General features: G+C 43.3%; 18 protein-coding genes and 1 pseudogene. 11 read left to right on the forward strand and 8 right to left on the reverse strand.

Annotated features, from left to right (window positions below; translation table 11 throughout):
* Positions 1 to 39: 39 nt before the first annotated feature.
* A complete protein-coding gene (locus F6K57_RS02475; protein ID WP_293064536.1) occupies positions 40 to 1,374 on the reverse strand; it encodes a transposase in 1,335 nt (444 codons plus the stop codon).
* Between the two features lie 58 nt (positions 1,375 to 1,432).
* Between F6K57_RS02475 and tnpA the strand changes: the two are divergent.
* Positions 1,433 to 1,841, forward strand: a pseudogene (gene tnpA, locus F6K57_RS02480) (IS200/IS605 family transposase).
* Positions 1,842 to 1,897: 56 nt separating this feature from the next.
* On the opposite strand, the gene F6K57_RS02485 reads toward tnpA, so the two are convergent.
* Positions 1,898 to 2,530 (reverse strand): hypothetical protein, encoded by a 633-nt coding sequence (locus F6K57_RS02485; RefSeq protein ID WP_293025791.1) that lies wholly within the window; start codon positions 2,528 to 2,530, stop codon positions 1,898 to 1,900.
* A 242-nt stretch (positions 2,531 to 2,772) separates the two neighbouring features.
* A complete protein-coding gene (locus tag F6K57_RS02490; RefSeq protein ID WP_293025795.1) occupies positions 2,773 to 3,648 on the reverse strand; it encodes an alpha/beta hydrolase in 876 nt (291 codons plus the stop codon).
* Between the two features lie 1,007 nt (positions 3,649 to 4,655).
* Here F6K57_RS02490 and F6K57_RS02495 point away from each other — a divergent pair.
* The 4 genes from F6K57_RS02495 to F6K57_RS02510 all read left to right on the forward strand — a co-directional run bounded on the left by F6K57_RS02495 (position 4,656) and on the right by F6K57_RS02510 (position 10,018).
* Positions 4,656 to 5,054: a type II toxin-antitoxin system HigB family toxin gene (locus F6K57_RS02495; RefSeq protein WP_293064539.1), complete on the forward strand. Its 399-nt coding sequence runs from the start codon at positions 4,656 to 4,658 to the stop codon at positions 5,052 to 5,054.
* Positions 5,035 to 5,457 (forward strand): helix-turn-helix domain-containing protein, encoded by a 423-nt coding sequence (locus F6K57_RS02500; protein WP_070391888.1) that lies wholly within the window; start codon positions 5,035 to 5,037, stop codon positions 5,455 to 5,457. The genes F6K57_RS02495 and F6K57_RS02500 overlap by 20 nt, the downstream gene beginning before the upstream one ends.
* 77 nt (positions 5,458 to 5,534) lie before the next feature.
* Positions 5,535 to 5,855: a hypothetical protein gene (locus F6K57_RS02505; RefSeq protein ID WP_293064544.1), complete on the forward strand. Its 321-nt coding sequence runs from the start codon at positions 5,535 to 5,537 to the stop codon at positions 5,853 to 5,855.
* Positions 5,856 to 6,247: 392 nt separating this feature from the next.
* On the forward strand, positions 6,248 to 10,018 hold the full coding sequence (locus tag F6K57_RS02510; protein ID WP_293064547.1) for a hydantoinase B/oxoprolinase family protein: 3,771 nt from the start codon (positions 6,248 to 6,250) through the stop codon (positions 10,016 to 10,018).
* 64 nt (positions 10,019 to 10,082) lie between these two features.
* On the opposite strand, the gene F6K57_RS02515 is transcribed toward F6K57_RS02510, so the two are convergent.
* The 3 genes from F6K57_RS02515 to F6K57_RS02525 form a co-directional block, all read right to left on the reverse strand.
* Positions 10,083 to 10,475: a hypothetical protein gene (locus F6K57_RS02515; protein WP_293064550.1), complete on the reverse strand. Its 393-nt coding sequence runs from the start codon at positions 10,473 to 10,475 to the stop codon at positions 10,083 to 10,085.
* 272 nt (positions 10,476 to 10,747) lie between these two features.
* Positions 10,748 to 11,224, reverse strand: coding sequence for a hypothetical protein (locus F6K57_RS02520; protein WP_149030860.1), 477 nt, complete (start codon positions 11,222 to 11,224; stop codon positions 10,748 to 10,750).
* Positions 11,225 to 11,753: 529 nt separating this feature from the next.
* The gene (locus F6K57_RS02525) at positions 11,754 to 12,587 is read right to left on the reverse strand and encodes a cyclase family protein (RefSeq protein ID WP_075897776.1); all 834 of its coding nucleotides are present in this window, start codon (positions 12,585 to 12,587) and stop codon (positions 11,754 to 11,756) included.
* A 53-nt stretch (positions 12,588 to 12,640) separates the two neighbouring features.
* Between F6K57_RS02525 and F6K57_RS02530 the strand changes: the two genes are divergently transcribed.
* Entirely contained in the window at positions 12,641 to 12,829 is a 189-nt protein-coding gene (locus tag F6K57_RS02530; RefSeq protein WP_143727507.1) for a hypothetical protein, read from the forward strand.
* A gap of 103 nt (positions 12,830 to 12,932) precedes the next feature.
* Here F6K57_RS02530 and F6K57_RS02535 read toward each other — a convergent pair whose 3' ends face one another.
* Entirely contained in the window at positions 12,933 to 13,175 is a 243-nt protein-coding gene (locus tag F6K57_RS02535; RefSeq protein ID WP_071103904.1) for a hypothetical protein, read from the reverse strand.
* Positions 13,176 to 13,236: 61 nt separating this feature from the next.
* Between F6K57_RS02535 and F6K57_RS02540 the strand changes: the two genes are divergently transcribed.
* Both F6K57_RS02540 and F6K57_RS02545 read left to right on the forward strand, forming a co-directional pair.
* Positions 13,237 to 13,677, forward strand: coding sequence for a secondary thiamine-phosphate synthase enzyme YjbQ (locus tag F6K57_RS02540; RefSeq protein WP_293064555.1), 441 nt, complete (start codon positions 13,237 to 13,239; stop codon positions 13,675 to 13,677).
* A 247-nt stretch (positions 13,678 to 13,924) separates the two neighbouring features.
* The gene (locus F6K57_RS02545) at positions 13,925 to 15,373 is read left to right on the forward strand and encodes a hypothetical protein (protein ID WP_293064558.1); all 1,449 of its coding nucleotides are present in this window, start codon (positions 13,925 to 13,927) and stop codon (positions 15,371 to 15,373) included.
* A gap of 449 nt (positions 15,374 to 15,822) precedes the next feature.
* On the opposite strand, the gene F6K57_RS02550 is transcribed toward F6K57_RS02545, so the two are convergent.
* Complete coding sequence (locus F6K57_RS02550) at positions 15,823 to 17,583, reverse strand: choice-of-anchor I family protein (protein ID WP_293064561.1); 1,761 nt, start codon at positions 17,581 to 17,583, stop codon at positions 15,823 to 15,825.
* Between the two features lie 978 nt (positions 17,584 to 18,561).
* On the opposite strand from F6K57_RS02550, the gene F6K57_RS02555 reads away from it, so the two are divergent.
* From F6K57_RS02555 to F6K57_RS02565, 3 genes are all read left to right on the forward strand, one after another.
* Positions 18,562 to 18,774 (forward strand): hypothetical protein, encoded by a 213-nt coding sequence (locus F6K57_RS02555; RefSeq protein WP_293025816.1) that lies wholly within the window; start codon positions 18,562 to 18,564, stop codon positions 18,772 to 18,774.
* A gap of 290 nt (positions 18,775 to 19,064) precedes the next feature.
* Positions 19,065 to 20,003, forward strand: coding sequence for a phosphate/phosphite/phosphonate ABC transporter substrate-binding protein (locus tag F6K57_RS02560; protein WP_293025818.1), 939 nt, complete (start codon positions 19,065 to 19,067; stop codon positions 20,001 to 20,003).
* A 53-nt stretch (positions 20,004 to 20,056) separates the two neighbouring features.
* Positions 20,057 to 22,012, forward strand: a complete 1,956-nt coding sequence (locus F6K57_RS02565) for an ATP-binding protein (protein WP_293064565.1) — start codon at positions 20,057 to 20,059, stop codon at positions 22,010 to 22,012.
* Positions 22,013 to 22,043: the final 31 nt, after the last annotated feature.

Genomic DNA, 22,043 nt, shown 5'->3' on the forward strand with positions numbered 1-22,043 from the left:
TCGATATTGAACTCTCCCTGGTTTGAAAACACAGGGATTCTAAGCTGATTTCACTTCGCGGGTTAAAACCGCGCTCCGTGAAGTTGCTTCACGATACGATTTAGATAAAGAGTCTAATCTGTATCGTTGTGGCAGGTTCAAAACTGCTCTACAGACCTCGGCTAGGGGAAACCCTAGCTGTGTCTCTACTTTTCTGAGGATGTTACCAGCCCCATTGCAATCGGCGTTAATCAAATTACCTTTACTTGACAGATATTGTCCACGCTTTACTCTTTTTCCGCTTGCTGCCCACCCCTGCGCTTTGGCGCACGCTACGCGAACAGGTTTCGCGCCGAGCACAGGTAGGAAGTCACGATCTAAAAAACTAGCTTTGCTGGTGTAACTTTCCTCGGTCTCAACAAATTTAATACCGTACTCAATGCACAGTTGTTCTATCCTATTTTTTAATTTAGCAGTAGGGATTTGAACGAACTGCTGATTGTTCTTTTTGCCAATATTAATACGATCTTTATTACGCTTGTTCCAGCCAAACACGATTGTGCTGACTTGGTTTCTTTTGCACCAGTTCACAATGAATCTAGCGACTTTATTTACATTATCGCGCATTTGCCTGTTGCGCTTTTCAGTCAATGAGGCCAACCGATCATCCCAATAGCCCTGAGGTTTCCCTTTTTTGATCGCAGCTACACGCTTGTTGTACCACTGGTTTTGTGACTTAACTTTCCTGCCATCTACAATGAATGACTTCCCTATATTGGAAACGCAAGTCAACCAGTTATTGAGACCTGGATCAACACCTAAGACATTGTCGGTTGACAACACCGGATCGGGGCTTGGTCTTTCATATACAAATTCCAGATAAAAACAGCCATTTCTTGGGACAAATCGATACTCTTTGATTAATTGGAAGTCAATATTGGATGGCATGGGTAGCAGAAAATGGTCAATCCCGAACCAGATTTTGATTTGTTTCCCTAAGGTGAATTTTAGTTGACCTAGACAGCGTTTTACCCATCGAGCAGGATAGCTAACTACAGCTAGACCTCCCTTTTTGCGATACTTTGGGACTCTAGGCTTATTTGTTAACTGCCCTTTGTCGTACAGTTTCTTGAGGGCTTTGTAAGACTTGAAAGATTCAATAACTCCGTGTAACGTCTGTTGGGCGCAGGCAGACCTCATCGCTTTAAAGTGGACGTTGGTTTTCATTATTTTGTCCAGTTCCGCGTTTTTAAGGTATTTGCCGTTTTTGAACAACATTTGACGGCAATAATACAAGCCACAATTTGTTAGCTTATTAGCTTCCGAACAGATGAACTCTATAACTGCCTGATTTTCAACCGTCGTAGTTATTAAGTGCTGCTGGCATCCATACATCTTATTGTCACCTCATTGTTTATATTATATATTTAATATACAGCTACTGTCAACGGATATGACCAGTAAAAATCAATATATTTTCAGGACAACCCCTCACTCGTTGACATTACTAAATTACCACTTTGTCTGGTGTCCAAAAAGGAGAAAATCAGTACTAACCGGAAGCATAAAAATGAGATTGCAAGAAATTATTTTTGAACTCTGCAAAGATAATAATTGGAGACTTATCGCAAAGCGAGATAATGCCAGATCACGTCCACATGTTCTTGGAGGTTGACCCTACTTATGCTCCATCGGTAATAATAAAAAGGGTAAAAGGAAGAGCTTCTCATCATCTCAGAAGAGAATTCCCTGAATTACTAAAGCTCCCAACTCTTTGGTCTCCTAGTTATTTCTGTTCAACTACCGGAAACGCAAACACAGAAACAGTGAAAAGGTATATTGAAAACCAGAAGGGCAAATAACACGAGAGCCGGGATAAATCCCGGTACGCTCCACGCCTACCTAATAAATTAGGTAGCTAACTCTCGCTTGTTAATTCTCTGTTTGGTAAATCCCGAATATGAGTATTAACAAAAGCTAAGCTTAAGGCTTTTAGGTAAGCAAGTCCGACCTGAGGATTGGAACCAAGTAATTCTCTAGGAAACAGGGCAAAATCGTCGCCCGATGCACCACTAGTGGAAAAGTGGTTGCCATCAACAATCATTGCCAGATATTTTTCTGGGGTATTGAGCCAGATGAAGGGGTGAATCTGTTCTGGGACAGTGGGTGCTACGATGTCGTGGCTACCTGCCATAATCATGACTGGCACTTGAATTTTAGCCAAGCTAGCTGGACCAAGGGCTGTGCTGGTAATAGGATTAACAGCGATTACAGCTTTGACCCGTGGATCCTGCAAGTCATAATTAAACGGGGGTAAGCGATTGGCAAGGCATTGGAGCAGTACAGAGAGATTGAAGGTTGGGTCTTGATCAGGACACACTTGGCGCAGTCTTAAATCATTAATTTCTGCACCTGCTACGGCTAACGCTGTGTAACCCCCGAAGGAATGACCAATCACACCAACCTGTTCCAGATTCAGCTGATTAGCAAAATTAGGGTCAGATTTAGAGAGGTCTTCGAGCTCATCGAGCACATATCGAATATGTGACATACTCCCACACTGAATCAAAGATTATAGTGTGGGCTTCTTACCAACTCCACCCAACGGTTCGGATACTCGGTAAGCTTTATTAACGATACGGGATGCCCCTCCGCACCGGAACAATATAATGAGTTCTATTTTAGGCACGTAGGTGGCGGTTAGCTCTTAATTTGATTTACCCTACTACTTTCATTATAGACGATATAAACGATTTTGAGTTCCCTGCTTGGTAAAAAAACTCTGTCCGCGATTCATCTCACACTTATGCTACGCATGTTCGTTGTGAGGCTTCTCGCGGTTGAAGCTAAATAGGTGAAATGGTTGCGATCTGAGGCAAAGCCATGGGACATGACTACTAAGGGGGCTGGTTTGGGATTGCCTTTGGGTAAGTACAGAGCAACCTCAAACTTGGTTTCTCCGGATAACCCTAGAGGGGATTGACGGCGGCGACCGGAAAGGGTGATGACTTGGTCTGTGAATTGATAAGGACCAGGTTGTTGTAAGTCTGTTAACTGGGAGACATCAATGGTATTCTCAGCAGCGGCTTCTCGGGTGGCTTGGTTTGCGATCGCATTCACGGCTGCATCTCGATATCGAAATAGGGTAGCTAGCTCTTTTTGGACATTAAAGATATAGTCGGTATCAATCAACATCCCCTCGGTGGGAAACTGACGCACTATATTCATTAGAGTTAGACCTTCGGAGTCAGCTGCTGCCAAAACCAGCGCTCCCCTAAGACTATGTAAACCATTGCGACCAGGGTGCGTTTTAATCATCTTTCCCAAACCTTCCAGAAAGGCTTCTCCCATGGGGGATTTACCTAAGCGAGATATGGCAACAGGACTGATTTTAATCCGCTTTTGGAGTAGCATCCGCAACTGTTCCAAGGCTTCTGGGTTCAGCATTTGGGCGTAGAACTCAAATTCCTTAGTAATTCTGCCCTCATTGGCGAAAATCTCCAGGGATTCCCGGGAAAGGGACAATTTTAACGGACCATAGTTAAAGTAAATGTATTCTGCACTCTTGGCTGGCTTTGGTTTGACTACTGTGGGGAGTATTCCTAAACCAAGGAATAAGCAAGTATATAAAAAACCTAGTAGTTTCTTGGGTTTGGCTTTTGCTTTCACGAGTCTAGTCTTCTCAGTCTTAGGCTTGATGAGGAGGATTATAATACAAACGAAGAGCAATGTATTGTTGAGACTTCTAGTTATAAGAATTAATTAATTCAAGTCATCGGTAAGTGAATAATTTGGTAAGCATTCAGCTATCAGCATTCAGCTATCAGTTATCAGCTAATGCGCTACGCGCACGCTACGCGAACAGCTATTAGTCATCAGTTTATGCGCTATACACACGCTACTTGATGTGCTTTTGAATAAAATAAGCTGACCGCTGACTACTGACCACTGACCGCTGATCGCTGAATGCTTACATAATTTGGTCTTGATATTCCTGATCATAATAGCATTGTGCAATTATAATTAACTTTTCAATTGGCTTTCAACTGGGCTTGTCTTTCTGATTTGATTTTCCTAGATGTTCTGCTAGCAGTGAGCATCCTACTCCTAGGACATGTGATCAATTAAGCCAGATTAGGGCAGCAGCCAGATAAATTGCTGAGCGCTAAAGTTCCCAGGCTCGCTTATCGTAGCGCGTCGCTTACCCTCGATATTGCTTGAGTCGGGCAAGGATTTGAAGGGGTGGTTGACAACAAGTTCGCAATTTGCTAACTTAGTTTACATAAGCACCGAGCGCAGAATTAATTACCTAGTCTCAATCTCTATAACCCTTACATTGTAGGGCTTTGAGTTTTGTAAAATGTGCAATTAATTTTCTGCACCTGCTTAACGACTTACTCAATTTAGTTCTAGAGAGGTATAAAGTAGATTGACGAACATAAGCAGGTAAACAAATCTGTAAGCCTTACATTGTAGGGCTTTGAGTTTTGTAAAATGTGCAATTAATTTTCTGCACCTGCTTAACGACTTACTCAATTTAGTTCTAGAGAGGTATCTATGAACAGGACTGCATTGAGACTACTCGTAATGTTCAAGAAAGCAAAGATTTTAGTATTAAATTTCCATAACTGGATGTCAATTGGAAGTCAGTTTATGGAAACTTATACTCAAATTCTTTGTATATTGGGCATTACGAGTGGTCTGCGACAACTGGTGATGCCCTTGCTTGTAATGTTATGAGTGTCTTAATGCTCCCTGCAAGGATCTCTCAATCCTTAATTGGAGATATTGACATGCATACTGTAATTACTTTCGACATCGCTAAGTTTTGGCACAACCACCCGGAATCAAAGGAATATATAGCTGCCTGGTTCAAGCTTGTAGAAACAGGACAGTGGTCTAGCTTTGAGCAAATGGGTCAATCTTTTCCCTATCTTGAAGGTAAAGAAAGTAACGCTTTATTTACGATTGGATGCGGTCGTTATACCCTTAAAGCTCGTATCAACTTCAAATACAAGCATATAGTTGTTCGCAATATTATTGCGAACGCGGATTATGATAGACAGAACCTATGAAACCATTCCAAAAAGCTATCTTGATTTGGTAAAAGAACACCCACTTCTTCCCATTATGTCTGAGGCGGAGGAAGAGGCGGCCAAAAATCTCATTAACTTGCTTCTAGATCTAGAGGCATCGGTCGAGTTAACTGAAGAACAAGATAGTTACCTTGCTACTTTGACTGTACTATTGCACGACTATCAGAGGAAGAAACCATTAATTCCAGATATTCACGGGATTGACTTACTCAAGTTACTCATCAAGGAACATGGATTGCGTCAGCAAGACCTAGTTAGCATTTTTAAGACGAAATCAATTGTTTCAATGATATTAAGTGGCAAAAGAAATCTAACCGTGGAACATATCCAGAAACTGGCAGATTATTTCAAATGTTCGCCATCTGCCTTCTTCCCAAGATAAATCTAAGTGTAACCAAGAGAAGGAATTAGAGTTCTTCTCCTGGTTACTATCTATTCCCTATACAGGAGATAAAAATTATGTGGAATGAATTGTTGATTGAAGCTGTTAAACGTCTAGGGTTTATGTTTTTGGGTTATATTGCCAAAGAGGGACTGAAAAGGTTTTTTCAACACAACCGCAACAATAGTGATCAGTTAATACCTGACATTTATGGAACCGATTTATTGCGAGTAATTCTGAAGGAGCATTATCTTCAATCTCAAGAAATAATAGAGATTTTCGGTTCCGAAGCAACCTGTAATTTAATTGTTAGTGGTCAACAAGAATTGACAATTGGACAAATCCAAAAGCTGTCTAAACGTTTGTTGATTTCACCTATGGCATTTTATCCGTTATAAGAGGATATCTGAAAAGTTTTTTGATACTGCATTTTGCCCCCCTAGCCCCCCAACTTTGGGGGGAACAAGAGTCAATTGGCTTCTGAAAGTCCCCCAAAATTGGGGGATTTAGGGGGCTTGGATGTAGCAAATTAGACTTCTCAGACAACCTCTAAGCTGTTGTGCATTTAAACTGTATATTATTGAAATTAATTAAAAAAGTGGTGCGTTACGGGGTGGGCTATTTCAACTAGGCGCTCAGAGGCGGAAAATTAGGGTTAGCCCACCCCTAACACACCCTACGGGATGGAGGTAATGGATGCCCTACGGGGCGAGAGCGACAATGAAAACTATTGGAAAATTATCCGCCATCTTCCCCATCTCTTTAGTGTTGTCTTAAAAATCGGGCAAATATGACTACTACTTCCACTGGACGCTGGCAATTCTGGATTGATCGAGGTGGTACCTTTACTGACATTGTGGCAAAACGCCCGGATGGGCAGTTGATAATTCATAAGTTGCTTTCAGAAAATCCTGAACGGTACCAAGATGCTGGAGTACAGGGAATTCGAGAGATTTTAGACATCCCTGTTGGTAAGTCGATACCCAGTGATGCCATTGAAGCGATCAAGATGGGAACGACAGTAGCCACCAATGCCTTATTGGAACGGAAGGGCGATCGCACTGTCCTAGTGATTACTAAGGGCTTCCAAGATGCCTTGCGCATCGGTTATCAAAATCGCCCCAATATCTTTGCCCGTGAAATTGTGCTCCCTGAAATGCTCTATGAACGGGTGATTGAGATAGAAGAACGGTACAGCGCCCAGGGTGAAGAGCTAATCCCCATCAATCTGGTTGAAACCCGCCAATCCTTGCAAGCTGCTTATGATGACGGTATTCGTAGCTGCGCCATTGTCTTAATGCACGGCTATCGCTATCCCACTCATGAACAGGAGATAGCCACTATCGCATCAGAGATTGGTTTTACCCAAATTTCAGTATCTCATCAAGTCACTCCTTTGATGAAATTAGTCAGTCGGGGGGATACCACAGTGGTTGATGCTTATTTATCACCGATTCTACGTCGCTATGTAGATCAGGTAGAACAACAGTTGCAGCTTGGTGGGTTGAGCGGTGAAGCTTTGGAAAATAACCTTGAACCTACTCAGCCTGAAGGCTTACAGGGCAAAACCTCTGGACTATTGATGTTCATGCAGTCAAACGGAGGACTGGCGGACGCGCAACAGTTTCAAGGGAAGGATAGTATTTTATCAGGACCGGCTGGGGGTATTGTCGGAGCAGTACAGACTAGTCGAATTGCTGGTTTTGAGACGATCATTACCTTTGATATGGGTGGCACCTCTACAGATGTAGCCCATTATAACGGGGAATACGAGCGTACCTTTGAAACTGAGATTGCTGGGGTGCGGCTGCGCACGCCAATGATGGCAATTAATACAGTAGCTGCTGGTGGTGGCTCCATTGTCCAGTTTGATGGTGCCCGTTATCGGGTAGGACCAGAGTCAGCTGGGGCAAATCCAGGTCCTGCTTCCTACGGTAAGGGGGGTCCGTTGACGGTGACCGATTGCAATGTGATGGTCGGGAAGTTGCAGCCAGGGTTTTTTCCCAAGGTGTTTGGAGCGGATGGTAACTTGCCGTTGGATGCTGAGGTGGTAAGGCAGAGGTTTGAAGGATTGGTCGAACAGATTGGGGATAACCGAAAACCAGAGGAAGTAGCAGCAGGATTTTTAGCGATCGCAGTCGAGAAGATGGCCAATGCCATTAAACAGATTTCTCTACAACGGGGCTATGACGTTTCCGAGTATACCCTATGTTGCTTTGGGGGTGCTGGTGGCCAGCATGGGTGTTTAATTGCCGAAGCCTTAGGGATTAAGCGAGTGTTCATTCATCCCTTTGCTGGAGTATTGTCCGCTTATGGCATGGGTTTAGCCGATATCAGGGTATTGAAAGAACAGTCAGTTGAAGCTGAGTTAGTAGAGGGGTTGGAGTTAGAGGGAATTTTGGCCAAGTTGGTGGCTCAGGGCATAGAAGAGTTGAAACACAACCATACCCAGGATCGGAATAGTAACGAGGTTGAAGTGATTCGGCGAGTCCATTTGCGCTATGAGGGCACCGATTCAGCCTTGGTTGTTGGGTTTGGTGGGATTGATCAGATCACGGAAGAGTTTGAGGGATTGCATCAACAACGCTATGGATTTATCGTGCCAGGGAAAACGTTAATGGTCGAAGCGGTTTCGGTAGAGTTAGTAAAGCGGATGGCTATCCCAACAGAACCGATACGGTCTCGTCACAGTGGGGAAATGTGTGCTCCCGTTGCCACAGTGCAAATGTATACCGCTAATCGGTGGTGGGATACCCCTGTGTTTAGGCGAGAGGATTGGCAACCAGGGGATTCGGTGTTTGGTCCGGCTTTAATTATTGAGGCAACTGGAACTAATGTGATTGAGCCTGGTTGGAAGGCAGAGGTGACTGAACGGAATCATTTGATTTTAGTTAAATCTGGTTTGGCGGAGCAGCAAGACAATCTGGAAAGCTTGACAAATAGCACTATAGATCAGCTGCCACCAAATACCGTCCAAGCTTCACCCCATCCTGACCCGGTCATGCTCGAAATCTTTAACAATCTATTCCGTTCCATAGCAGAGCAAATGGGGACAACTCTCGAAAATACCAGTTATTCAGTCAATATCAAGGAACGGCTAGACTTTTCCTGTGCGATTTTTGACCAACAAGGGCAATTGGTAGCGAATGCCCCCCATATTCCAGTGCATTTGGGGTCAATGAGTGAAAGTGTCCGCAGCTTGATTGATGCCCATGGTGATAGTCTCAAACCTGGGGATGTCTATATTCTCAACAATCCCTACAACGGTGGCACTCATCTCCCAGATGTCACCCTTGTTACTCCAGTTTTCCTCAACTCTTCCCTAGGGCTAAAGGAACCTTCTCCCCTCTCCCCTTTATTCTTTGTCGCTTCCCGAGGACACCATGCTGACATCGGTGGTATCACTCCCGGTTCCATGCCTCCTAATAGTACCAGTGTCAAGGAAGAAGGGGTATTAATTGACAATTTCCTGCTGGTTGAGAATGGTAAATTCCGAGACAATGAAATAACCCAACTCCTGTTAGGGGGTAAATACCCAGTCCGGAATCTGACTCAGAATATAGCTGATTTACAAGCACAGATTGCTGCCAATGAGAAGGGTGTACAAGAGTTACAGCAGATGGTAGCCCACTATGGATTAGAGACAGTGCAAGCCTATATGGGTTATGTCCAAGATAATGCTGAGGAGTCAGTGCGCCGGGTGATTGATGTGCTCACAGATGGCAGTTTCAGCTATGAGTTAGATGGGGGTGCTAAGATTCAGGTCACGATTACTATTGACCGGAACAACCGTAGTGCCAAGATTGATTTTACCGGTACCTCGGGTCAGTTAGACAGTAATTTTAATGCACCGTCAGCGGTATGCAAAGCAGCAGTGCTATACGTCTTCCGCACCCTAGTCGATGATGATATTCCCCTCAATGCCGGTTGTCTGAAGCCTTTGGAGGTGATTATTCCGGAAGGTTCTATGCTCAATCCCCGTTATCCAGCAGCAGTGGTAGCAGGAAATGTGGAAACATCCCAAGCAATAACCGATGCGCTCTATGGTGCTTTAGGAGTGATGGCGGCATCTCAGAGTACTATGAATAATTTTACCTTTGGCAATGAGCGCTATCAATACTATGAAACCATTTGTGGAGGCTCTGGGGCAGGGATTGATTTTGATGGCACAGATGCGGTACATACTCACATGACCAATTCTCGCTTAACTGACCCAGAAGTGTTGGAATGGCGATTTCCAGTACTTTTGGAAAGGTTTGGGATTCGCCCCGATAGTGGGGGTAAGGGCGTTCATTGTGGGGGTAATGGCGTAATTCGCCAGATTCGTTTCCTAGAACCTATGACTGCAGGAATTCTATCTGGACGTCGAGTGGTCAAGCCTTTTGGGTTAAATGGTGGTGAAGCGGGTGCTTTGGGAAAAAATTATGTGGAACGGAAGGATGGAACTGTTGAAGAGTTGGGTAGTACTGGGGTAGTGGAAATGAATGCAGGTGATGTGTTTGTGATTGAGACCCCTGGGGGTGGGGGATTTGGTTTGGATAGTGGTGATAGTCAATCCTAATCGGTAGGAGGCGAATGCGATCGGCAGAGCCCATCCCATTGGTTTTTCCTTTGGGTGAAAATTCTTAACGGTCTAGAAGGTTAATGGTTAGACCAGTAGCAGCACCTTTAACCGCATTATCTACCACTGAACCATTGTCAATGATCACGCCAGTGACAACACTAGCAGCAGCACCAAACCCTGCATCTTGAACTAGACTCCCAGCACTGTTACGCCGAGCTCTAGTTCTATTGCGCTTAGTAGCATTGACAGCAGCACCAGCGGCAGCGCCATTGGCACTATTACCTATCAGTGAGCCGTTGTCACTTAATTCTCCAACTACCGCACCAGCAGCAGCACCAATACCGATATCTCTTAATAAATCATCAGCAGCTGCCGGTGCAGCGGGTAGTAGTGTTGCGCCTACAAAACCGGTTGTGATCAGTCCTGGTAGTAGAGCACCGAAAATTCCTTTCATCTTTGTGTCCTCTAAATTCAGAAATCGATCTACTGCTCTTAGGTTAGATCTGCCTCTCGGTAGATAACCTCTTCCATTGGTGACAAGTTAAGGAAAAATATTCTTGACTTTTTTGGCTGAGTTGTTCTTTAAGGGTATTCAAAAAGTTATTACCCGTACTCAGACAGGCAAAGGACTTGCCAACTCGTCGGCAAGAACCTAAAAGCATATAGTTTGCCCGCAGCCAATTTGAGTGCATTCGGATTGCTGAGAGTTCAACCCTCTCAGCCCCATTAATATATCTTGAGTGGATCCCTTTCGAGGGTTATCGTGAGGGAAGGATTCGCTGCTCCACCTTTGGGATAGCTAATATGGATAGTTTTTTTATTCCCTTCTTGTCCAACTAATTTTTTGTTTGTCGCAGCTAAATTAAACCACCTTGAACCACTTGGTGACCAAGCATGATAGGCAATGGCTAAATAGTTTGGTTTATCCTCGTCATTAGAATAGTAGAATGGAATGTAATTCATCTCATCACTCCTACGCCAAAGACGAACTGCATCATCACCATCAGACTTATCAGATGATGAAAGCTTATAAACTGAAAAAGCTTGCTCTTCTAGCTTATTCCCCCCAGGCATTCCAAGTTTATAGTTTATGGTAACTTGCATACCTGGTTCTAATTTGATAACCTGCAATTTGTCTGAGTCTACATTATTATCGTAAGCTAGTGCTATAGACGACACCATCAACAGTAATTGATTTACCAACAAAGATACCCCTATGAACTTTAACTTTAAGGGGTTGGAAAATATATTCATGTTTTCTCCGATTAATTTCTGTTTTCCGCTCTAGATAATATTTGAACTGTTCAATAACTTGGCTGCTGCGTCTCAATAGGGGCAGCACCAAGCTGATTTCTTCGGTATGGCTATTTTGGGTTCACTCAATAGTCCGACTGTCTCGCTGTTAGGCTAAATATAAACCAAGCTCAGGCTAGTGTGTCCTTCGCTTTGAGATTTACTAATACTTTGTAACAACATGATTTACAAATAGCAAACAAACTTAAATTGTCACCAATAATCTCTTCCCATAGAATTATTTTACCGCGCTGCATCAAGAACATGAATCTACCAAAGCTTCCTAAATATATATAGGGCTTAGAGTTTTTGACCTTGTCTTGATGCAAAGCGCGAGTGGGGGAAACCAGGGCAGTTCCTCAAGACCGCGCTGCATCGCCACCAAAAATTCCTATATAATTTCTTGCCTCTTGCCTCTTGCCTCTTGCCTCTTGCCTTACTAGGGAATAATTGCGAACACCCTTGCTGGGAAACCAGAACCCTTCAGGGGCTTAGGAAAAGTTACTATTGCGATCGCACCATACTCCGGCACCTGATCCAAGTTAGTCAGCAACTCTATCTGATACTTGTCTTGGCTGAGAATATAGTTTTCTAGGGAATAGTCCCCTTGGCTAGTGGCAATTCCAGGGTCAGTATCAGTTGTTTCATGACCGGAAGCAGTAATGTAGCGTTCTTCGTAAAGATATTTGAGTACTTCAGCGCTCCAGCCAGGATAATGGGCAATACCATTAGCGTCAGCATTACGCATTTTGGTCATACTAGGCCAAGCCTTAGACCAATCCGTACGCATTGCTACAAATGCCCCTTCTGGCACTAAACCGTATTTCTGTTCCCAAGCTTGTACATCTTCCAGGGTAATTTGATAGTCGGGGTTGTGACTGACCTTGTCGCTGACATCAATTACCACAAGAGGTAGCACCATTTCAGTGACCGGGATTTCATCCTGAAACCGTTTGCCCCTGACGAAATGAGCTGGCGGATCAACGTGGGTACCCCATTGACCTGGAATATTATAGCGCTGTGCCCAAAATCCAGACCCCTTGGTGCCAACCATTTCATCGTAGTAGTAGGTTGTGGTGCGTGTTTCAGGATCAAAGCCTGGCCAGTGGGGAATCTGGGGATGAAAGGTATGGGTTAAATCCACAAACTCATGGGACTTTAGTTCTGCTAATTTATCCCAAAGACTGGGGTAGTCAGCGGCTTGGGCAGTGCTTGGGTTCGCCAAACCGACTATGACAATCATGGTTAAGACCAACAAAGCTTTAAGCAACATGGCTCTTCCCTAGAAAAATTATCGAATGAAGTATCAAGGATTAAGGATAAACCATGAAGCATCAAGGATTAAGGATGAATCAGTGTAAGTATTCAGCTATCAGCCGTCAGCTATCAGCTATCAGCTATCAGCTGTCAGCTTTCAGCTTATGGGCTACGCGCACGCTACTTGAAGTGCTTTTGAATAAAATAAGCTGTTCCCGTAGCGTGGCCTATGGCCAACGGCTGACGGCTGACGGCTGACGGCTGAATGCTTACCAATCAGTGTCCATCTTCTATCCATATTTATATAGTTATTGGTGATTTTTAAGCACTTACGCATTTACACACTTACGCACTTATTTACTCAATTCGACGTCAAACGCTTAGAAATCTGGTTAATTAGCCCACTCACAATAGCCCCAGCCATCAGCACACCAATGGCGGGAGTAAATACTGGTTCCCAAAGGCTGTACCATAGTTCCAGTCCCAAGGGAATACCAACCGAACGACCAACCAATGCGATCGCAAACCAAAAAAAGCTCAATAAGACTAGAAAAACATCGAGCATTAAAATTTGGTTAAGCCAACGGAGCAATTGCTCTTTCATCTTCAAAATTTCTGGTATTTTAGTTTAATTGTCAACGTTATTAGTTTATTGGTGTGCAGTCATGCTGGTCAAGAGTGAAATAATCGAACTTAAAACCCACGAACCTATCGCTATCTACAATATCACCGATTACATCAGCAAATTACTAGAGGTTACTGGGCTTAAAAACGGTCATGCTTTAGTTTTTTCCAGACATACAACTACTGCGTTAGCCATTAATGAATACGAAGAACGATTACTCGAAGATATTAAAGTCCATCTAGACAAGCTAGCCCCTAAAGATGGTAAATATCTCCATAATGACCTGCACTTAAGGATTGTACCTCCTGATGAGCCGATCAATGCCCACTCTCACCTAATGGCCATGATGCTAAACAACAGCGAATATATTCCTATTATTGATGGCAAATTGGCTTTGGGCACCTGGCAATCTGTTTTATTCCTTGAATTAGATGGTCCTAGAGACAGAACTGTTTTAATTCAACTATGTGGTGAAACCTAAAAACTAGCTTACTAGGAATTGGCTGAAGCAGAACGGTTTAAGTAAACACCCTTATCCTAATTATAGATAATTATAGATAGAATGAGCTGAGCAAACTCCGTTAATACATTGGTATCAAAGTTGTGCTAAGATAGATAATATTGGACTCGCTCTCACTAAGAATCCTCTTCCTTCTAAGAAGGGTAGAGTGTCAACATAGTTCGACTTTGAACTGATTGAAGTAAGTTGAGCGTACCCCATCACAACCATGCCGAAATTCTGGTTTAGACTCTACAGTAGCGCTACCATAGCATCACTTCTACTTGCCGCTGGCTTTTGGAAGACTACGCCACTCTACCATGCAGCAAACACACTACTCCCCTCAGTAGCAGTATCCCCTGGGAATCAAGTAGTCGCTCAGGGTTCTCCCCCAGCCTGCTCTTCTATTGATCCGATTACCAAGGGTATGAAAAAAGAACGAAGAGCAACTGCTATGGCACAATTGGCTCGATCAACAGAAGATTGGGATTTTGTGATCAATGAGTGGATTCAAGCCATTGAGGATTTGCAAACTATCCCAGCAGACAGTCCTAAACGGATTTTTGCTCAAAAAAAAATTGCTGAATATATCAAGAACCTAGAGTTAGCTTACCTTGAAGCAGTAGCAACCACTTCATCCTTGCCCTTCTCTAGTTTTGATAACGAAATATTTGATCAGCAGCTGCGGCTTTATCTATCCTATATTGCTGCCGTTGGTACGCCTGACATTCTAATTGTAGGTAGTTCGCGGGCATTGCAAGGGCTTGATCCTCAGCAACTCCAAAAATCCTTAGGGATATTAGGCAAAGGAGAGCTAAAGGTGTTCAATTTTGGGGTAAATGGTGCCACAGCTCAATTTGTTGACTTCCAACTCCGTCAGCTCCTGACTCCAGAACAATTGCCACGGTTAGTGATCTGGGCTGATGGGGTGCGTGCCTTCAATAGTGGACGAGTAGACCGCACCTATCAATCCCTTGTCGCCTCTGAGGGATATAAACGTTTGCTGGCAGGCGATCGCCCCACACTTCCTAAAAGTCAAAAGGAATCTGCCAATACTTGCCAAGCTATTTCTGAGTCTACTATTTCCAGTGTTACTACTAAAATTTATCAAAAATGGGCACCGGAAACTAGACTTTGGGCAACAGCGACCTTAACTTCAAATCGGCAACCTAGACCCTGCAACCTAGACCCTGCAACCTGCAACCTGCAACTGGTTTCCAAACAGTCAACTACCGCCAACACTGGCTATAGTACTTTTGCCATCAATGCTAATGGTTTTATCCCTATGAATGGAACCTTTAACCCCAAAATTTACTATCGGAGCCATCCACGAGTGTCAGGGAGATATGATGCCGATTATCAGCCCTTCAGTTTTGCCGGTAAACAGACTACTGCTGTCAATGCTATTAAAAGCTTTTTGCGGCAACAAAATATTCCCTTAGTGGTGGTTAACTTACCCCTTACCAAAGACTATTTAGATCCAGTGCGTCTGAATCGTGAACAGAAATTGCAGCAGTGGATGCTCAAACAAACTGGTGAAGGATTTATCTTTATCGATATGGGCAGGCAGTGGCTAAACCAAAATCAGTATTTTGCTGATCCCAGTCATCTGAATCAATATGGCGCAGCAGCAGTGGCTAGCGAGTTGGCCGCTAATCCCCAGATTCCTTGGCCTTGACCTAATTCATAACCCAATTCATGACTTTTTGCCCCCTCAATCGACAATTCTTGTAGCGGGTGATGGGGTGATGGGATGATGGAATAATACCAAATAAAACAGTTTGAATACATTGATTAGATTAAATTTAGATTAAATTTAGATTAAATTTATTAGATTAAAGGGTGTGATGTGTATTGAAAATTGAAAATTGAAAATGTAATTATTCAGGTTTTGGGGTTGTTTGTGAAGCTATTTTGTGCATTTTGCCAGCGGCCTGACTCAAACTGTATTAAACAATCCAAATTTGCTGATTTTTGCTGCCAAATTCACACGTTACAGAGTTTGTCAACCCCTACACCTAAATAATTACATAAACAATTAACAATTAACAATTAACAATTAAAGATTTACCTGCATAGCAAGTGATTAAACTGGAGGAGATATTATTCCCCCAGTCTCCCTTCCCTTTAAAGGCTAGTCTCTTTACATGTTGTTGAAAGCTTTCCCTTCCAAGCCATACACCCTAAAGCAATAACGTTAAACAGACCCAATATCGAACTTGGTTCTGGTACTTGTTCGATTGAGTAGACAGTAGTTGTGCCACTGACCTCATTGTTAACAACTAGCATCGGTGTTTGGTTGGGACTATCCTCTGCTGATATGAACAGCAATCCTTCAAGACCAAGATCCCCTGCTGTACCAGCCTCAGGATCCCCTAGAAAGTCGCGGTTGTTGATGTAATTCACAAAGAATGGATTTTCAGGATCGCTAACGTCATAGACTATGAAGCCACCAATCTGCTCAAAACCGATGAAGGCAAAGGAGCGACCGAATAACTCAACCACTGTTATCCCCTGGGGTTCCGGACCTCTATTGTCGCTGCGGGTATCAAAGTTGTTTTCCTCAGCTTCAGCGTTGAAGAAATCTGGAAATAGGTCAGCAGTTATTTGTTCAAAAGCATCACCACTGTCAAAAACTAGCTCTAAGTCATCCTCTATTACCTTCCAAATTGAGAAGGAGCGTCCTCCAAAGGCAAACAGTTCGTCAAAGTCACCGTCTCCATCAGGGTCACCATTGATCGTTGACACTTGCAAACGTCCAAGAACATCATCTTCTTGTAGAGCGATCGCATCAGGGAAGGCAGTTGGGTCTAAGACTAAGTCATCTATCCGATCATCTTCCTGGAAAAACCTTACTTCTTCACCGTCTAAGTCACCCTCAATGCGGAGGAAATCGCCTTCGTTAGCAGTCACCAAGTAAGTTATGCCGTCAACGGTATAGACATCAAGTTGGTCTGGCTGGAATAACCCAAACACTGGCCTGTTTTGGATATTGATAGCATCGTCTCTATCGCTGGTATCTAAGCCATTATTAGGCTGACTGTGATCTTTGACACCGAGACCCACAACGTTAGTGAACTCATTAGTTTCTAGATTGAGAACACCAATAGCATTGTTTTCCTGGAGTGCTACCCAGGCAGTTTTACCATCGTCTGAGACAGTGATGTTTTCCGGTTGGAGATCCCGATCAGGGGTAATCGGGGACTGGAATAAATCCTCAATACCGAATTCCTCCTGGGATGAAGCCTCAAGTTCTTCCAATGCATCGACAAAGAGGTTAACTCCCTGGTTTTGGAGATACTGCTTTGAGAACGAACTAAAGTCTGCAGTCCTGACAGTAGGATGCTTCGAGTCAAGAAGGTCGATAATACTAACCGACCCCTTTGGATTAACGATCTGACCTAAAGTCTCTGAGAAGGCTGGCTCTCCTTCATTGGCAACCAGTAACTTTGTGCCATCTGGGGTAAAGGTTACCGCGTCAGGCAAGGCACCAACCGTGACCGATGTTTTGAAGTTACCGTTGGTGTCAAAGAAAGCCACTGTTCCTGGATCAGTTCGCACTTCATTGGCTACGGAAACCGCTAGTAAGCCATTGGTAGAGGCAATACTCGTTGGTGTTGCCCCAAACGATTCCAGGGGAATGGTGGTGGATAACGAGAGGTTGCCTGCGACAAAGTCCAGGACATCCACTTGATTGCTACTAGCATTGGTAACGAATAACCTTTGGCTGAGTGGATCGAAAGTCGATATCTCCGCCGCCCCATCATCGAAGATTCCCGTGGAAAAGGTAGAAATCGGTGTGATGTTTAGGGAGAAGGCGGCGGCAGGTGATGTAAGTATACCCAACAGCAATGTTGAGTTAATGGTTGCTTGTATGATATTAGGCATTTTTCTATGAGAAATAGATGGACTCTGATCTTTTACCATGGTGTTCCTTGCCCCGTCTAGGTATAGGAATACCTAGCTAATACTTTAAATGAAATGGTTATCATGTAATTTATGATGCAATTATGAGAAATTTTTTAAATCAGTGCTCAATTTCGTGTAGTTCTAGTAATTTTCACTGAAACTTCACCAAATCTTTACTGAAACTTCACAAAGTATTTAATCAATCTTTAAATAAGGAATCACCAAAGCCTGATGGGATCACTTTAATTTAAAACCTAATCCAACTTTGTTTCACGCCATTTTGGCGGGAATTTGCAGAATATGATTAACAAATCATACCATAGTTTTGGATATCTGATTAAGTTTTTATATAAAAAAATTATTATAACTCTGAATATTAATCATAATTACTAGTTTTTTTTATAGTTTTATATATAACCAACTAGCTATTGTTTATTTTTTTTTAAACAATATATTAAATCTTATTAATGTATAGCAGAGTGTGAAATGCCGCCATTATCAATAGTAGTTAGGGTAGTTAACCTTGTTACGCCAAATTTATAGCGTCGATCTAGTTATACTACCAAGTAGAATTATTCAATTTAAACTTAATACTGGAACGAATAAAAATAAACTTAATATTAAACAATTTAATATTAAGTTTATTATGTCGTTATTATTTGATATTTAGCTTCCTATTGTTAATGGTAATAGATTCCTTAGATTTTTTTTAAAACTAAAGCAACAAAAAAAACAATTATAAACTCTAAAAAAATACAATAATGCAATTCGATATACTCTACTATAAGGTGTACCTTCAGAGCCCATAAATATTAAGATATATAACCAATTGCTAGTAAGTAGATAATGTTAGGTCACGACATAAAGTGATACCATATAAAATAGCTCCTAGGTTCTACCACACTAAATGCATCTACTCCGATGCTCAAGAGTCATTGTCTAACCGGGAGGTAATCTATGACTTCTCAAGAAACCGGAGCTTCGAGCTATGCAAGTTCTGCTTTAGGACAGGGTGTCTATGGGGAGGTGAAACTGGTGAAACTAAGGTACTCTCAAAGAGATGATTTTTCGGAGGCTTCACCAAAAGGACAAGGAAAAGGGCTTGGGGTAATAGGAATACCTTTTACCTTTGTCCATCAGGCGAGCGTGTCATTCCCTGTAAGCATGTAACTCGCTCTAGCCCAACTGCACTAGGGTGTTCTAGGATTAAGTTTTCCTGTATTGATCTTCACCTAACCCAAGGAATTAGTAAGGCATCTACAGTTCAAGGGGATAACCGAATCAGTGAATTTACCTATGGGCTTTTGTGTTGAGGTAGATTGTCCTGCAGGAAATCGCTATTCTGAGGTAGATTCACTGAAAACTTTGCTAAGTTTGCTAAGGTAGCCATCCTGACATGGCTAATCCTAGTATCTACCTGTGAAGACATCGGTTCTAACTGTAATTGAGAGTAGGACACTATGTTAACCAAGCTGTTAGGAAAAGTTCTGCTCGTTGGTATGCTCACTTCCTTAGTGAGCTGTAGTCAACCAGCCGAACAATCAAACCCTAGCTTAGAGCCATCGACAATTTCTGAAGACACTAAGGTGATTGTATTAGGTGATATTTCAAAGAATCCAGCCAAAAAGATCCGCCGCTTCCAGCCCCTGGCAAATTACCTGGCTGAGAAGTTGAGTGAGTTCGATATTAACACTGGCGAAGTAAAAATTGCCTCCGATTTTCCTACCATGATCAGCTGGCTCAAAGAAGGGGAGGTACACCTATACTTCGATAGTCTCTACCCAGCGATGAGGATTAATCAAGAGTCTGGTGCTCAACCAATTTTGCGCCGTTGGAAACGGGGTGATGCTGAGTACCACACGATTATCTTTACTATGAAAGACCGAGGGATTAAATCCCTAGCTGATCTAAAGGGTAAGAAGGTCGCGTTTGATGATAGACAATCGACCTCTGGCTATATGTTACCTATGGCTTATCTGATTGAAGCAGGTTTGAAGCCTAATGAAAAGGGATCAGCCAGTGATGTAGTTGCAGCTAATGAGGTGGGGTATATCTTCAGTGATGATGATGAAAATACTATCCAATGGGTGATTAGCTCAAAGGCAGACGCTGGTGCAGTGGATAACCAGACTTTCGAGCAAGTCCCGGAGGATGTCCGGGACGCCATGACTATTTTGGCTGAGACGGACAAGGTGCCTAGGCAAGTCGTGATGGTTCCAGGCAATATGGATCCTGAGTTAATGGCTCAGCTCAAGAGTATTCTGACTACCATGCATAACGACCCCAAGGGCAAAGAAGTGCTGACTAAGTTCCAGAAGACTGCTAAGTTTGATGAATTCCTAACTCTACAGGGGTTGGAAAGGATGCAACAATTATACAACATTGTTGAGAATCGGTAAATTGCATGGGCAGATTTAGCTGGAGACAATGGCCATTAGCCACTAAACTGACAATGACTATGACTAGCTTGGTCATTGTGGCAGTGGCTAGTGTCACCATGCTATCTCTGCACCGTGAGCAACAAACCTTTCGTAAAGAACTCAAGCAACAGGCGAATCTATTGCTTAATACTCTGATCTTAGTGACTGCTGATGCGCTCTACCTTGCAGATGCTGATGCTTTGGAGCAGGTCATGGAGCAGCTGGGGGATCAGGGGTTAGTGGAGGAGGGTTTCATATACCAAAAAGATGGACGGATCGTAGCCAAAGCCGATTCGGTAGACGGTCAGGTGTATAGTCTCGAGAGTAACTCTGTTGGCCAGGAGCTGCTAAGGCTAAAACCTGATAAGATATATGTTGAGTGGGATGCTGACCAACTTACTGTTGGGAAAGCAGTGATTCTCGGGAATCAGACAGTGGGAGCGATTAGTGTCGGACTGTCTACAGCTCCCCTGAATAATAAAATTGCTGCGGTACGTAATCAAGGTCTAGTGGTGGCAGTAACCGCAGCGGCTGCCGGTACCCTGTTGGCACTGCTGCTGAGTCGGTCAATCACTGAACCATTGCAACAGATGACTGCTGCAACCAAGCGTTTGGCTGCTGGGGACTTGAACCAGAAGATTACTGTTCACACCAAGGATGAGCTAGCGATGTTGGCAGATTCCTTCAACCGGATGACTTCCCGGCTGCGAAAAGTCATTGAAAATTTGGAACAGCGAGCTGAAGCTCTGCGCCAAAGTGAAGGGAAAAATCGAGCCTTGCTCAATGCTATCCCGGATTTAATGTTGCACTTTAGTCACGATGGTACATTTCTAGATTATAAAGCGGCAAGGAATCATAGCTCTTTTGGGTTTGGAGATCAAGTCTTGGGTAAAACGGTGTATAATGTATTACCACAAGGGATAGCTCAACTTTATATCAGCAATGTTCAGCAAGCTTTGGAAACTGGGGAGATCCAAATCTTTGAACATGAGAGGTTTATTAATGGCCAACGCCGCCATTTTGAAGCACGGATTGTGGTCAGTGGAGATAAAGAAGTGCTGACCATTGTCCGGGATATTACGGATAACAAGTTGGCTCAGATTGAGTTGCAACAGGCAAAAGAAGCGGCTGAAGAAGCCAACCATGCCAAGAGTGCGTTTATGGCTAGTATGAGCCATGAGCTACGGACACCCCTGAACGGTATTCTGGGCTTAAGTCAGTTGCTTTGGGAAGATGCCGAGGAGTTAGGCTATGACGAGTTCGTCTCTGACTTAAAGGAGATTTGGAACTCTGGTACGCACCTGCTCACACTGATCAGTGATGTTCTAGACATTTCAAAGATTGAAGCAGGCAAGATGAACCTCTACTTAGAGAGCTTTGATGTTACCACCCTGATAGTGGAATTGGAAAGCCTTGCTAAGCCACTGATGCAGAAAAAGAACAATAGTCTAAAGATCAGCAGTGCTGACTCTCTCGGGACAATGGTGGCTGACCGGACTAAGCTCAAGCAGGTTCTGTTAAACTTGCTAAGTAATGCTGCCAAATTCACTGAGACAGGCACGATTACTTTTAGCATTAAGCGTGAAGGAAGTAACCATAGGAATGGCAAGAACGAACTCATCTTGGAGTTATCCCAACCTTATTCGAGATCCTCAAGTGCTTCCTACACCACAATCGATATTCCTACCTCCTCCAATACCTTAGCGAATCTCGAATCTGATGATTGGTTGATCTTCTCAGTAGCTGATACTGGCATTGGTATGACTCCAGAACAGCTAAACAAAGTATTTCAACCATTTACCCAGGCAGATAATTCAACCACCAAAAAGTATGGTGGAACGGGTTTAGGTCTTTCCATCAGCCAACGCTTCTGCGACATGATGGGTTGTCAAATTATGGTGGAAAGCGAGATTGGTGTTGGCTCCAGCTTTACCATCCGTTGTCCTGCTGTAGTAAATGACCCCAAAGCAGAAACACCTAAGGGCTAAATGGGTAATGGGTTAAGTGAAGGCAAAAGGT

This window comes from Moorena sp. SIO4A5 (genome assembly GCF_010672005.1).
Lineage (GTDB): Bacteria > Cyanobacteriota > Cyanobacteriia > Cyanobacteriales > Coleofasciculaceae > Moorena.